The following is a 12436-nucleotide window of genomic DNA, read 5'->3' as shown; positions in this document are numbered from 1 at the left end:
CACTAGCGCGACGCAACCTCCGCGTCAACGGACACTTCCAGAGCGACGGCGCCACTTGCGCCGAGCACGCCTACGGCGAAGTCAGGGACTTCTTCCGTCATCGCCCGTGCACCGCTCTCCATCGCGCCCAGTTCCAGATCAGCGACAAGCAGGGCGACGTCATCCTGGTCGCTGTGTCCTGGGTACAGATGCCCAACGTCAACGATGCCGCCGCGTACAAGCAACTCGTCGACACCTACGGAACAGGCAACATCACCGAGCTATCGCGCGAGAGCGGACGCTACCATACCGTCCGCTACACCGGAGTCCGCTACATCTCCAGCATCGACGGCGCCGTCATCGCCAACGCCCAGGCCGAGCCCGTCGCACGAGGCGCGGCTGGCATCGCACTGGCCACGATCATCAACAACTCCGTCCTGTGACAGGCGTCCCCACGCGACCGTCCGTCGCGATCGCCAGGACCCAGAGGAGCCGCTGATCTGGACCACGTTCCGCATGGCCAGCGCATCGCAACCGGTGGACCGCGTTCGGGGCCGGTGGGTGAAGATGACAGCAAATCTGACAGCCAAGCCCGCGGACGACGACGCACACCCGCGGACGCGGGCGGACGGCCGAGCGCAGGTCAGTGGACGCGGCGGACTTCGGTGAACGTTCACGGATGATCCAGATCTAGCTACGGATCAAGAGGTTGGGGATTCGAGTCCCGCCGAGCGCACGCTGGTTGAGGCAGGTCAGAGCCCCGCAGCCGATCACACGGCGCGGGGCTCTGGGCTTTTATGATCTCTGGTACTGCAATTGGAAACGATCAGTCCAGCCGACACCACCGAGGCATGGACCGAGATCCACCGCTCGCGAAAAGTTCCAAATCATAGCACAGGACTAGCTATAGACATTCATAAGCAAAACTCATCTATATCATCTCAGTAGCATGCTTTTAACAGATTGTAAGATCAGAGCCCCTGCGTCGGCAGGTTGCCGGACATACCGCATCATCTGGCCGGTGGATCGCAGCACGGAGATGAGCGGTGGGGATGCCAGCACCGTCGGTGTCGGCATCCCGCGGCGACGATCGTGCGCCGATACGGCGGCGGCACCGCACGACGGTTACGAGGTACAGGCGCAGGCGCCACGGGTGGGCCTGGCGGACATCTCCCTCGACGTGGCCAAGGCGCAGCGTGGTGACGAGGATGCCTTCAAGGTGATCTACCGGGCGGTACAGCCGGGGTTACTGCGCTACCTGCGGGTGCTTGTCGGTGACGACGCCGAGGACGTGGCGTCCGAGGCGTGGTTGCAGATCGCCCGGGATCTGCCGTCGTTTCGCGGAGATTCCAACGGGTTCCGCGGCTGGGCGGCGACGATCGCCCGCCACCGTGCTCTGGACCACATACGCCGCCAGCGACGCCGTCCCCAGCACGACGTGCCGGTCGAGCAGATGACCGATCTGCCCTCTCCCGACGACACCGCCGGACGGGCGCTGGAAACGCTGTCGACCGATACGGCGATACGGCTGATCGCCGGCCTGCCACGCGATCAGGCCGAAGCCGTGCTCCTGCGGGTGGTCATCGGGTTGGATGCTCAGACCGCCGGACGCGTGCTGGGCAAGCGTGCGGGCGCTGTCCGCACCGCGGCATATCGCGGGTTGCGCCGTCTGGCCGAACAGCTCGGAGCGGACGGAAACCCGGCGGGTGAAGATGGTCAAGATGACACGATGTGCTGAAGACAGTGACTGCCAGTTGGGTGTGACACCAGTGAGAGCTTGGACGCTGAAGGACGTGAGATGAGCACCTACCGACCCCGTCGGATCGACCGGGAAGACGCAGAGCGGATGCTTCGCGGCGTCCCGGTCGATCCGACGGCAGGTTCGGGCCCCCTCGCCGGCCTGCTCGCCGCCGTGGCCGCTCCGGCCCGTGCCGACGAGCTCGCCGGGGAGGAAGCGGCTGTTGCCGCCTTCCGGGAGGCGCGTCTTGTTCCTGTCAACCAGCTCCGGAGAGAACCGATGATCAAAATTGCCCTCGCGAAGCTCCTCACGGTGAAGATCGCAGTTGCGGCGGTCGCTGCTACAACTGTTGGTGGTGTCGCTGTCGCCGCCAGCACTGGTGCTCTGTCCTCGCCCGGTGAGCACGAAGCCGCCGCCGGCATCACAACCTCCGCCTCCGCTCAGGCGGCCGATCCGTCGGCTCATGTTCCGGACGCGGGCGCCATTGCCCCGGCGGCGCTGCCCGCGCTGTGCCACACCTACACGGCCGCCGCGGCGGAGCACCCGGACAGGTCGGGCAAGGCCCTCGACGAGCCGACCTTCTCCCCGTTGATCGCCGCGGCGGGTGGCAAGGGCAAGGTCGCAGCCTATTGCGGCGAGATACTCAAGGTCCCCGCATCAGCCGCGGAAGTCGCAGGCCAGACGGTCGGCGGTGTCTCAGCCACCGCAACCGTGGGCGGGGGTGTCAACGGCGTCGACGGCCAGGTCGGGGTCGCCGGCGGCTCCGTGGGCGCTTCCGTGTCGCAGGAAGGAGCGAACCTCGGCGTTTCCGTACCGCAGGGAGGAGCGGATGCGGGAGCCGGTGTGTCCCCGGCAGGAGTGGGCTCGGGAGCCGCTGTCTCCTCCCCGGGAGGAGCGGGTGCGGAAACCGGTGTGTCTCGGGGAGGCGCAGACCTCGGGGCTTCCGTGAAGCCTTGAGCGGCACCGGGGAACGGTAACGGTCATACAGCAGGGCCAAAGGCGGCGCGATCACGCTTCTTGCGCGTCCGGGGTCCCTGTCGGATCCGGGATTCCTGCCAGATCGGCGAAGCCGATCTGGCAGGTCCGGAAGCAGGTCCGCCGGACATGCCAGATCCGGCAAGCCCAAATCCTCGATCACTGATCCAGGTCAAGTTATTGCGGAGCAGATCGTGGCGTGCGTGGCCCGGCAGGTGCGGCAGGTCATCAACCTCGGCCGCCGTCATCGCCTCCGGGCCGAGCTCGACGCGGACAACGGCGTGTCGACGAAGCCGGGGGCGATGAGGTTGAGCCGGACCGGGTAGCGGTCCGCCATGATCTCGCTACACAGCGCCTTCAGTGCGCTGACATAGATCTCTGAGAAGCTGGGGAACGGCTGGACGACATCGAGCGGCGCGCGGGCGCGGATAGCCAGCGTGGCCTGCTGCAGCCGCTCACCCGCCTCGGGGCCGAGCGCGTACTCGCCGGTCAGCCGGCGATAGCCATCGAGCCATCCGATCATCCTTTCGATCTTCCAACGATGGCGGCCGAGGCGTTCACCGGACACTCGCCGGCGCCACAGCCACGGCGACTACGGCAAACACGGCTATTGCAACAGCCGCGACCGCCGGCGACGGGCCGGCTGGCCGCAACCCGGCGCTGGGATAGGTTCTCGCCGTGACTGGGGCACACGCCGTCGCCGTGTTCACGCTCGACGGAAACAGACCATGCCGGCGATGTTGACACGCCTCCGGCTACCTGCGGGGACAGAGCTGGGAGCCCTCGACGCGAGCTGGGAGCAGCCCCTGCCAGCAATCGCCGTCGTGTCGGCTCGCGCCCCCCTGCCGCATCCGGTCCAACCCATTTTCAACATCCACAGAAACACCAGGTAGGCCACACCAGGTAGGCCGTCAGCGACACTCCCTACCTGGCTGTGATCTGACGCAGCTCGGTCCAGCCAAGCCGTCGTAACACCAGCTGCTCCGCCGCCGGCAGCCAAAATGTCGACGACACCCGCAACGACCGGGGCCACGGCGGTTGGGGATGTTCGGAGCGCGCCGCCGAGCGCACGCTGGTTGAGGCAGGTCAGAGCCCCGCAGCCGATCACACGGCGCGGGGCTCTGGGCTTTTCTGATCTCTAGTACTGCAGTTCGTACTGCAATTGGAAACGATCAGTTCTCGGACACCACGGCCCCGCCCTCCTCATCGTCACGTTCCGTAGCATCCGGCCGAGTGGGCAGGGCCAGCCGATCAAGAATGGTGTCCATGCTCACCGCCGTCCCGCGCCGGACGTCTTCGAGGACATCGATGTAAATGTCCGCCGTGGTGGCAATACGCGTGTGGCGGAGCAACGCCCGGATCTCGTTGAGGTCCATCCCGGCACGGAAAAGGAGCGTGGCCGATGTGTGCCTAAGATCATGAACACGAGTCCGGCGGACACCCGCATCCGCACAGACCTTGTCCCACCAGCGGTTGACGTTCCGCGGCTGGATCCCACGGCCGGTGGCCGTGGTGAACACGAGTCCGTCATCGTGTCAGACCTTCGCCGCCTCTTTCGCCGCGCCCTGCCGCGCCTTGTGCTCGCGGAGCACGACAACGACCATCTCCGGCAGCGCAAGGGTCGCCTTCGACCTCTTGGTCTTCAACTGGTCGTCCTCGACCAACTCCCACCGCTTCCGGCCCGCGTCCAGATCGACGACATCCCAGCGCAGCCCGAGCGCCTCCCCCTTGCGCAGACCCAGCGCCAACATGACCATCCACAACGCGACAAGCCGATCAACCAGCGCCACCGCCAGCACCCGGCTCGCTTCCGCCTCGGTCAGCGCCCCCACGTGAGACACCCTCTGAAGGAGTGGTGCCTGTCAACCGGTTGTGTTGTGGGGGTTGGGCCTGCGGCCGTGCCACCGGAATGATTCCCGCCGTCCGGTCCACGGCGGGTGACGCCAGGCCAACCAAGTGTTGGCTCGGCATCACTCATTCATCGCCCAGCGTTACAGCGGGAGCCCGGACCCGCACGGAACGGGTTGGCGGTGCTGGGGGTCGAGGGCGTTGAGTACCAACTGGACAGTGGTCACGTCGTAAGGCATCCCGACATGCCCGACGAGGTCGTTGGGGCAGAAGGTCTGCACGGCCTGGTTGGTGGCGTTGGGGCCCGCCGGCAGATAGCTCACCGCTTCCGGTGGTGTGGCCACCTCGTCGTGAGTGGTGATGATGTTGGTGTAGGTGACGCTCGGGAACGTGGCCTGCGGCGAGTTCAGCGCATTGAACGCGGGCCAGGTGGACAATTCGTAACAGGCCGGGCAGCCCAGAATTTCGATCGTCTGCCAACCGGGCGCCATGTTGAGAATGGTCAGCAGTCCGCTGATGGTGGGCGGGGCCATGGATACCGGTGAGATCCCGACGAAGGTCGACACGTGTGTTGTGCCATAATTCTTCATGTAGAGCCGGGAGATAAATCCGCCTTCGGAGTATCCGACCAGTTTTACCCGACTGGCTCTGGTGCCGGACACCACCTGGTTGACGAAGTCGTTCAGTTCGCCCGCCGAGTTCTCGGTGTAGTCGATGCCACCGGCGTTGGCGGTGTACCAGAGCGTTCCGTAGGTCACGGTGTAGACGCAGTACCCGTTGTTGGCGAGTATCGGCGCGAGCGCCTGCCAGTTGACGTTCTGGTTTTCGGTGATGCCGTGCACGAGAATGACAGGTTCGAGACGTGCCGCGCTCGGCTTGCACGACCAGTCGTTCGCACCCGGGGGTGGGGAGGCGTTCAGTTGACCGGACGCGTAGGCTGATAACGCGTCCCAGTTCACCGGATACGTGGCCGCGGCCGCCGGGCCGCTGCCGATGACGATGGTCGTGGCAACGATCACTGTGACGACCGCGATGATGCAGCCCATCCTTGATCGTAAGTGATACTCCTTTTGTACTTTCCGATGCAAGGAATGCTCCTTTTTTAATTGTCAATGCGAGACGACGCCGCGCTTTATTTCGCACGAGTGTGACAACATGACGAATCGAACTTGTCGTAGATTCATGGGTCATGTCACCGGATGGCGATGCGCGTGATATTGCTGGCGATCCGATGGTCGCCACGAAGGAACAGAGCGCACCAAAAGGACTATTCGGCGACCTCCCCTATGTCGTCCTTGTCGCAGAATTTGGATCTACTGTAGGTTATTCCCCTGCCCTGGGTCAACGACGTTGTCCTGCTGGAGGGCCTGACCAGCACGTCGACGGTCACCCGACAGGGCCTCTGTCCGTCCCGAGCGGGAAGGCCAGGGTGAAGGCGTGGTGCTGCGGGAACTGGCAACGACCTGGGCCATTGTGGTTGGGATGTTCGGGCGCGCTGCCGAGCGCGCGTCAAGCATCCCCAGCCCGGCCGACGGCGGATCATGACGAGCACGATCGCGCCGTTTCTCACGGCAGGCGGCCAGCCTTGGCGCAGCCGACGGCCCCTTTCGGCGACGCGCGGAGGGCGTGCTTTCGCGCCGGCCGCGGCGCGGGTGATGGGAGCGGAGGAGCGTTGCGCCTCAGGCCCGGGTACCGCAGCCTCGTCGGAGCGCTCGTCCCGGTAGCGCGAGCCCTGACGCACGATCTCCGCGGCGACGACACGGACGAGCCGGAACACCTGTCGCCACGTCTCCAGATCCGTAATGTTGATTTTTTCTCGCCGGTAGAAGAAGATCCGGCGGTCGGCGATTTCGACGTCCCAGGCGGTGCTGTGCTCGACGAGCAGCGCCCTGATGCCGGGTGATGATGGAGAACGCGGGTGCCTTCCACCAGAAGCCGTCCCGCTCGTCGACCGGGGGGTCCGGCTGGTCCCGCTCGCGGAGATACGTCGCGATCTCGTCAGCGCGGATCGGTGAGGTGAGTGCTGACAAGTCGGGCGACGCGACGTGATTTGTTACGTGCCCAGCCTGCCGTATCCGTCCCTCCCAACAGAAGCCAGTGGTGACCACAAACCAGGGATGGTGCCCCAGACGGCCGTCTCCCTCCGAGCGCACATCGGGTTGAGACAGGTCAGGACGGCCCGCACGGCGCGTTGCAGGTCGTCAACCGGGACGCCCTTGAGGAGGAATCCGGACGCGCCCGTTCGTAGCGCCGCAGCCAGGACCTCCTCGTCCTCGAACGTGGTGAGCACCAGCACCGGCGGTGAGTCCCAGCGTCGCCGCAGCGCCTCGGTCACGGCGATTCCGTCGATCACGGGCATCCGGATGTCCATCAGCACGACATCCGGATGAAGTCTCTCGACGGCGGCGGGCACGCGGCTCACTCAAGCGCGCGGCCGACGAAGGCGAGCTGGGCGGGGGTGACCGCGCGCCAGTAGGCGGGATCATGCCCACCTGGGCCGAAGCCGCGTGCCACAGCCGCCAGATCGTCGGCGACCTGGCGGGAGACCGCGTAGAACGGGTCACGCTGCCCGCAGTCGATCCGGTAGGCCACGCCTGGCGCCGGCGGCTCCCCCAGAATCCGGTGAGCGGTGAAGTCGGCGGCGGAGTCGAACGCTCCCGGAGCGCTGGCACCGTAGGCTCGCCACAGCGCCGGGCTGCTCGCCGCCACGGCGACGACAAGATCCGGATGGCGTCGGGCGAACAGCAGGGCACCGTAGCCGCCCATCGACCAGCCGATCACCGCCAGTCGGCTGGTGCGCAGGCCCTGGTCCGCCAGCCGCGGCAGGACCTCCCCGAGGATCATGCGTTCCGGGTCGTCTCCGGACGCACGCGGATGCCAGTAGGTCTCGCCGCCATCGACGGCGACGACCGTGAACGGCGGTACTCCCGCGCGGACCGTGTCCGCCAGCGCGGTGTCCAGGCCCAGCAGGGTCACAGCATGCCGCGCGTCGTCGCCACGGCCGTGCAGGACGAGGCACACCGGCAGGCCGTCGACGGCAGCCCCGGCCGGCGAAACCACCGTCACGGAAACGGTCCGGCCCCGCGCCGCGCTCGGGAACGTCGTCCGGCTCACGGCCGGCGGGCCGCCCGGGACCGGCGCCGCGGCGTCGACAGTCGGAGTCGCGGTGCCGACGGCCGGAGCCGAAACGCCCCCCGCATCCCCGGCCCGCCCGCCGGCCGGGGATGCCGCGGACGGACGGGGCACGGTGTCACCGGAGCTCCTGGCCAGCAGCGCGCCACCGACAGCGCCGGCCACCGTGGCCGGCGCCGCCAGCAGCATCGTCCGTCTGCTCGGCCGCACACTTACAATCGTTCCACTGCCGGACAACGCCACGGCGAAAACAGTCCGTTGGGTGACTACGCGACCGCATCCCGCAGCGCGTAGAGCATCTCGAGACGTCCGATGAACGCCACTGGCCGACAGCGCGGGGCCGGCAGCATGGGCCGACAGGGTGGGCGAGCCGGCCGAAGCACGGCACGGGGACCGTGGGCATCCGCCGCTCATGCCGATGGGCGGTTGAAGAACGCCCGCTCAGCCGGGCTGTGTGTACCGCGGCCTGCGGATTCCGTGCCTGGCCCCGCCGAGATCCGGTCGGCGGTGAGAAGAAGCCAGGCGGGCCGGGAGGGCCGGAGCGCTCAGCGGCGGTGAGCGATCTGGATGAGGTTGCCGCAGGTGTCGTCGAGGACGGCGATGGTGACCGGACCCATTTCCGTCGGCTCCTGCGTGAAACGGACACCGAGGGCACGCAGACGCTCGGCCTCCTTGTGGACGTCGTCGACAGCGAACGACGTGTACGGAATACCGTCGGCGACAAGTGCCTCCTTGAACGGGCGGACGGCGGGATGCCCGTCCGGCTCCAGCGCCAACTCGACGCCGTCCGGGGCGTCCGGGGAGACAACAGTGAGCCAGCGGTGCTCGCCCAGCGGGATCTCGGTCTTCTTCACGAAGCCGAGCACCTCTGTGTAGAAACGCAGGGCCTTGTCCTGATCATCGACCAGGATGCTGGCCAAATTGATCTTCATTGCTTTTCGCTTCCTGTTTGCGCGTGCCGTGGCCGTCGTCGCGTGATCTGATCCAACGGTAACGTGTCGAGATGGTGGAACTTGTAGCGGCCATCACGGCAGGTCACGACCAGCCAGGCGCGCCGTGCACATCCCCAATCCAGTTGTGTTCCCCGGCCGGCGCCGCGTTTTCTCAGCTGCCGCGTTTCCTCACAGGATGGCGGCGGCGAGGGTCTGCCATGCCTGCCTGGGCGGGCGGCCGCTGCGGGTGGCCAGGTCGATGTCCGGTGAGAGGACCTGTATGGCCACGTGATCCGCGCCGGCGTCGTGATGTTCGGCGATGCGCTTCGCGATCTGGTCGGGGGTGCCCCAGGCGACGAGGGTGTCGATGAGCCGGTCGCTGCCGCCGCCCGCGACGTCGTCCTCGGTGAAGCCGAGGGCCAGCAGGCTGCGCACATAGTTCGGCAGCCGGAGGTAGTAACCGACGCTGGCACGGGCAAGAGCTCTGGCGGTGGACGGGTCGGTCGCCAGGACGACTTTCTGCTCCGGGGCGAGCAGCGGGCCGGGGCCGAGCGTCTCGCGGGCGATCCGGGTGTGCTCGGGCGTGATCAGGTAGGGGTGGGCGCCGGCCGACCGCTGCCCCGCCAGGGTGAGCGCCTTCGGACGCAGCGCCGCGAGCACCCGCTGGTCGACGGGCACTGGCTCGGCGGCGTTGTCGAGCGCGTCGAGGTAGTCGGCGAGATAGTCCAACGGGCGGGTGTAGGAGCGTCCCAGCCGCTCCACGATCGGCGCGTGGCTGACGCCCAGCCCGAGCAGGAAGCGGTTCGGGTGGGCCGTTGCCAGCCGGTGGAAGCTCGCGGCCAGCTCCGTCGCGTCGACCGCCCACACGTTGACGATCCCGGTGGCCACTACCAGCCGGTCCGTGGCGGCGAGCAGTTTCTCGGGCAGCTTCAGGTCGGGTGCGGCGGCGCCGAGCCACAGGGCTCCGTAGCCTGCGGCGTCGATCTCCGCCGCGGCCTCGTGGGCGTCGTCGGCCTCCCAGATGTACGACGGGGACCAGATGCCCACCCGGCCCAGCTGTATCGCCATGACGATCTCCCTCGCGTGTTCGATGGTGGTCGAATAAACGTGAGTGTACGATACCTGTCGAACATATAGGGAGTTCGAGAAGACGAACCCGAGGAGACGATGGCCGGTCAGGCTCGACGCGCCCGCACTCTACGTCACACCGATCCGAAGGACGTGCCCCTGCAGGACGCCCTGGAGGCGCTCGCGGACCCGGTCCGCAGGCTGATCCTGCGGACGTTGGCGGGCGAGCCGGAGTTCACCCGAGCCTGCGGCACATTCGATCTGCCGGTGTCGAAGGCGACCGCCAGCCACCACTTCGCCGTGCTGCGGGCCGCGGGGCTGCTCGAACAGGTCGACCAGGGGCCGCGCCGACTCAACCGGCTTCGCCGCGCCGAGTTCGACGCCCGTTTCCCGGGCCTGCTCGGCCTTGTGCTCGCCGAGGACGAACAGCCCGGACCAGCGCCGCGTGACGCCCACACCGCTCCGTCCCGGTAGCCTCCGAACACTGGTCGACACCCAGGACGAGGGCAACGCCCACGCCTGTTCGCCCCGGTGCCGCTTCGGGCCGACCGGGGCGAACAGGACCCGGGGCGAACAGGTCGTGTACGGCGGAGAGGTCCCGCCTGTTTCCTGTTTCGTTCCTTCTGCTTCGTTCCTGCTTTCCTACTTCGCCGCGGTCGGCGTTGCGACCAGTCCGCCCGCCAGGGCTTCGGCGTAGTCGGGTGGCGTCCGATTTGTGCTCAAACGAGGCCGACTTCGACAAGATCGAGACGGTTCGCGCGAACGCCATGCCATGGGAGGCGGCGGCGTCCCGCCACGGTGCGAAACTGCCGCCCACCCTCCGTCCCAGCCCTTGTTTCACCTATCGAATTTCGATAGATTCCCATCGCAAATCGATGGAAGGGCGAGCCATGGGAAAGCTGACAGTGCGTGCGCTGCGCGCCGTGCTCGTGGTGGTGCTCGCCGGCACCGCGTTCATACAGGCATTGATGGTGTGGGCGGTGGCCACCGACCCGGAGGACGAGTCGCTCCCGCTGACCCCGCTGCGCCTGATCACGATCCTGGGCATGATGTCGGTCCAGGTCGCCCTGGTCTGCGTATGGCGGCTGGTGACGATGGTGCGACGCGGAACCGTGTTCTCCCACGCCGCCTTCCGGTACGTGGACGTCGTGATCGGCGCGATCGTGGCGGCTGCCCTCGTGTGGTTCGCGGTCACGGTCCTCAATGCGCCGGGCCAGCGGGACGACCCGGGCGTCACCGTCATCATGGGCGGGGTTGGCGTGGCCATCCTGGGGGTCGCGCTCATCGTGCTCGTACTGCGGATGCTGCTCGCCCAGGCCGTCGCGCGCGACGTCGAAGCGGCACGGATGCAGGCCGAGTTGGACGAGGTGATCTGATGCCGATCGCCGTCGACATCGACGTGATGCTGGCCAGGCGGAAGATGTCCGTGGGCGAGCTCGCGGACCGCGTAGGGATCACGCCCGCCAACCTGGCGGTACTCAAGAACGGCCGCGCCAAGGCGGTGCGCTTCGCGACGCTCGCCGCGCTCTGCGAGGTGCTCAGGTGCCAGCCGGGCGACCTGCTGCGCTGGGAGGCCGAGGACGCCGCGGGCGGATGACATGCCCCAGGGCGGGCGTGAAAACGCCTGGCACCACCGGCCCGCTGCAGGGCCGCACCCGCGACACCGGCCACGGCCGCGGCGAGATCCGCCGCATCAAGGTGTGCACGGTGAACAGCCTGCTCTTTCCCGGCGCCCGCCAGGCCGTCCAGCTCAAGCGCCGCCGAGTGGACCGCAAGACCGGCAAGGTCAGCATCAAGACCGTCTACGCGGTCACCAGCCTCACTGCGGAACAGGCCACACCCGCCGAGCTCGCCCGGCTGATCCGCAGCCACTGGAAGATCGAAGCCCTGCACCACGTCCGAGACGTGACGTTCGCCGAGGACGCCTCCCAGCTGCGAACCGGCTCCGCACCCCGGGCCATGGCGACCTGGCGCAACCTCGCCATCGGCGCCCTTCGCCTCGCCGGGAAGAGCAGCATCGCCGCCGGCCTCCGGCACAACGCCCGCGACGCCAGCCGACCGCTCGCCATCCTCGGACTCACATGACCATGGAACAGACGTCACGCGACTACGCCGAAGCCCTGTCCGCCCGCGGGATGCCGGCGGCTGTTCTCGTCCGGAAGAATCCTCCTGGGCCGTCGACGGGGGCCGTTTCACGGTGTCCGGCGGCGGGCGGCAGGAACAGGCTGGCGCCCCGGACCGCAGCCGCCGCGAACGCGATACTCAGCAGCGACGCCAGCACAACGAGCAGGCGCGAGGTGTCCTCAAGGTGCAGGGCTATGATGACCGGCGCGCCGGCACCGAAATTCGCCATGAAGAATGTGCAGGGAAACACGACGAACAGGCCCAGCAGACCGACGGGGTTCCGCGCCCGCTCACGCAGCAGCGCCGCAAGGACGGCGAAGAGCATCACCTGCGCGGCCTCGAGCACACCGATGACCAGCGGGTAGTCGAAGACACGCAGCTCGTGCGGCCCCCAGTACGTGTAGGCGCCACCGTTGATACCGATCATCTCGAACGTGCAGGACATCAGCAGTTCAACGCCCGCCCAGGCGAACAGCCCGTTTCGCGTCAGCGTGCCGAGCCGGATCCTTCGGGCGATCGTGAGCGCGGGTGCCGCGTAGAGCACGGCGTAACCGCTGTGGGTCCAGATCGGCTGCGGGATGCCGAAGGCGGTGAAATGCGTGTACATTCCTTCGGTCGAATAGAAGTAGAGCATCAGTCT

Annotated in this window: 15 protein-coding genes and 2 pseudogenes; 8 read left to right on the top strand and 9 right to left on the bottom strand. The window is 67.4% G+C overall.

Annotated elements, in window-relative coordinates:
- The 3 genes and pseudogenes from CM1CMNOD_RS21405 to CM1CMNOD_RS02355 all read left to right on the top strand — a co-directional run.
- Positions 1 to 422 (top strand): annotated as a pseudogene (locus CM1CMNOD_RS21405) (hypothetical protein); the annotation flags it as partial.
- A gap of 710 nt (positions 423 to 1132) precedes the next feature.
- Positions 1133 to 1717 (top strand): RNA polymerase sigma factor, encoded by a 585-nt coding sequence (locus CM1CMNOD_RS02360; RefSeq protein WP_013872075.1) that lies wholly within the window; start codon positions 1133 to 1135, stop codon positions 1715 to 1717.
- Between the two features lie 60 nt (positions 1718 to 1777).
- A complete protein-coding gene (locus CM1CMNOD_RS02355; protein WP_013872074.1) occupies positions 1778 to 2674 on the top strand; it encodes a hypothetical protein in 897 nt (298 codons plus the stop codon).
- A 262-nt stretch (positions 2675 to 2936) separates the two neighbouring features.
- Here CM1CMNOD_RS02355 and CM1CMNOD_RS22155 read toward each other — a convergent pair.
- The 4 genes and pseudogenes from CM1CMNOD_RS22155 to CM1CMNOD_RS02340 form a co-directional block, all read right to left on the bottom strand.
- A pseudogene (locus CM1CMNOD_RS22155) lies at positions 2937 to 3188 on the bottom strand (hypothetical protein); the annotation flags it as partial.
- A gap of 676 nt (positions 3189 to 3864) precedes the next feature.
- On the bottom strand, positions 3865 to 4212 hold the full coding sequence (locus CM1CMNOD_RS23845) for a tyrosine-type recombinase/integrase (RefSeq protein WP_050803306.1): 348 nt from the start codon (positions 4210 to 4212) through the stop codon (positions 3865 to 3867).
- Positions 4213 to 4227: 15 nt separating this feature from the next.
- Positions 4228 to 4524, bottom strand: coding sequence for a tyrosine-type recombinase/integrase (locus tag CM1CMNOD_RS23840; protein ID WP_050803305.1), 297 nt, complete (start codon positions 4522 to 4524; stop codon positions 4228 to 4230).
- 159 nt (positions 4525 to 4683) lie between these two features.
- On the bottom strand, positions 4684 to 5586 hold the full coding sequence (locus tag CM1CMNOD_RS02340) for an esterase/lipase family protein (RefSeq protein ID WP_043602828.1): 903 nt from the start codon (positions 5584 to 5586) through the stop codon (positions 4684 to 4686).
- Positions 5587 to 6212: 626 nt separating this feature from the next.
- Here CM1CMNOD_RS02340 and CM1CMNOD_RS02335 point away from each other — a divergent pair.
- Positions 6213 to 6443, top strand: coding sequence for a hypothetical protein (locus tag CM1CMNOD_RS02335; RefSeq protein WP_131772075.1), 231 nt, complete (start codon positions 6213 to 6215; stop codon positions 6441 to 6443).
- Positions 6444 to 6593: 150 nt separating this feature from the next.
- On the opposite strand, the gene CM1CMNOD_RS02330 is transcribed toward CM1CMNOD_RS02335, so the two are convergent.
- From CM1CMNOD_RS02330 to CM1CMNOD_RS02310, 4 genes are all read right to left on the bottom strand, one after another.
- A complete protein-coding gene (locus tag CM1CMNOD_RS02330) occupies positions 6594 to 6953 on the bottom strand; it encodes a response regulator (RefSeq protein WP_241250234.1) in 360 nt (119 codons plus the stop codon).
- 5 nt (positions 6954 to 6958) lie between these two features.
- Complete coding sequence (locus tag CM1CMNOD_RS02325; RefSeq protein ID WP_013872070.1) at positions 6959 to 7861, bottom strand: alpha/beta hydrolase; 903 nt, start codon at positions 7859 to 7861, stop codon at positions 6959 to 6961.
- Between the two features lie 356 nt (positions 7862 to 8217).
- Positions 8218 to 8604 (bottom strand): VOC family protein, encoded by a 387-nt coding sequence (locus CM1CMNOD_RS02320; protein ID WP_013872069.1) that lies wholly within the window; start codon positions 8602 to 8604, stop codon positions 8218 to 8220.
- A gap of 189 nt (positions 8605 to 8793) precedes the next feature.
- Positions 8794 to 9672 carry an LLM class F420-dependent oxidoreductase gene (locus CM1CMNOD_RS02310; RefSeq protein WP_013872068.1) on the bottom strand — a complete coding sequence of 293 codons (879 nt, stop codon included), beginning with the start codon at positions 9670 to 9672 and terminating at the stop codon, positions 8794 to 8796.
- A 99-nt stretch (positions 9673 to 9771) separates the two neighbouring features.
- Between CM1CMNOD_RS02310 and CM1CMNOD_RS02305 the strand changes: the two genes are divergently transcribed.
- The 4 genes from CM1CMNOD_RS02305 (at position 9772) to CM1CMNOD_RS02290 (ending at position 11757) form a co-directional block, all read left to right on the top strand.
- Positions 9772 to 10146: an ArsR/SmtB family transcription factor gene (locus tag CM1CMNOD_RS02305; protein ID WP_013872067.1), complete on the top strand. Its 375-nt coding sequence runs from the start codon at positions 9772 to 9774 to the stop codon at positions 10144 to 10146.
- Positions 10147 to 10562: 416 nt separating this feature from the next.
- Complete coding sequence (locus CM1CMNOD_RS02300; RefSeq protein ID WP_043602825.1) at positions 10563 to 11048, top strand: DUF2975 domain-containing protein; 486 nt, start codon at positions 10563 to 10565, stop codon at positions 11046 to 11048.
- Positions 11048 to 11269, top strand: coding sequence for a helix-turn-helix domain-containing protein (locus CM1CMNOD_RS02295; RefSeq protein WP_013872065.1), 222 nt, complete (start codon positions 11048 to 11050; stop codon positions 11267 to 11269). The genes CM1CMNOD_RS02300 and CM1CMNOD_RS02295 overlap by 1 nt, the downstream gene beginning before the upstream one ends.
- Positions 11266 to 11757, top strand: coding sequence for an ISAs1 family transposase (locus CM1CMNOD_RS02290; RefSeq protein WP_202797666.1), 492 nt, complete (start codon positions 11266 to 11268; stop codon positions 11755 to 11757). Before CM1CMNOD_RS02295 ends, CM1CMNOD_RS02290 begins: the two co-directional genes overlap by 4 nt.
- 22 nt (positions 11758 to 11779) lie before the next feature.
- Here CM1CMNOD_RS02290 and CM1CMNOD_RS21400 read toward each other — a convergent pair.
- Positions 11780 to 12436, bottom strand: a 657-nt coding sequence (locus tag CM1CMNOD_RS21400) for a hypothetical protein (RefSeq protein ID WP_165490435.1), incomplete at its 5' end; no start/stop codon positions are given.

The sequence above is a fragment of the Protofrankia symbiont of Coriaria myrtifolia genome (genome assembly GCF_900634755.1).
Lineage (GTDB): Bacteria > Actinomycetota > Actinomycetes > Frankiales > Frankiaceae > Protofrankia > Protofrankia coriariae.
The sequence above is the reverse complement of the archived record's forward strand: the minus strand, read 5'-3'. Positions and strand labels throughout refer to the sequence as shown.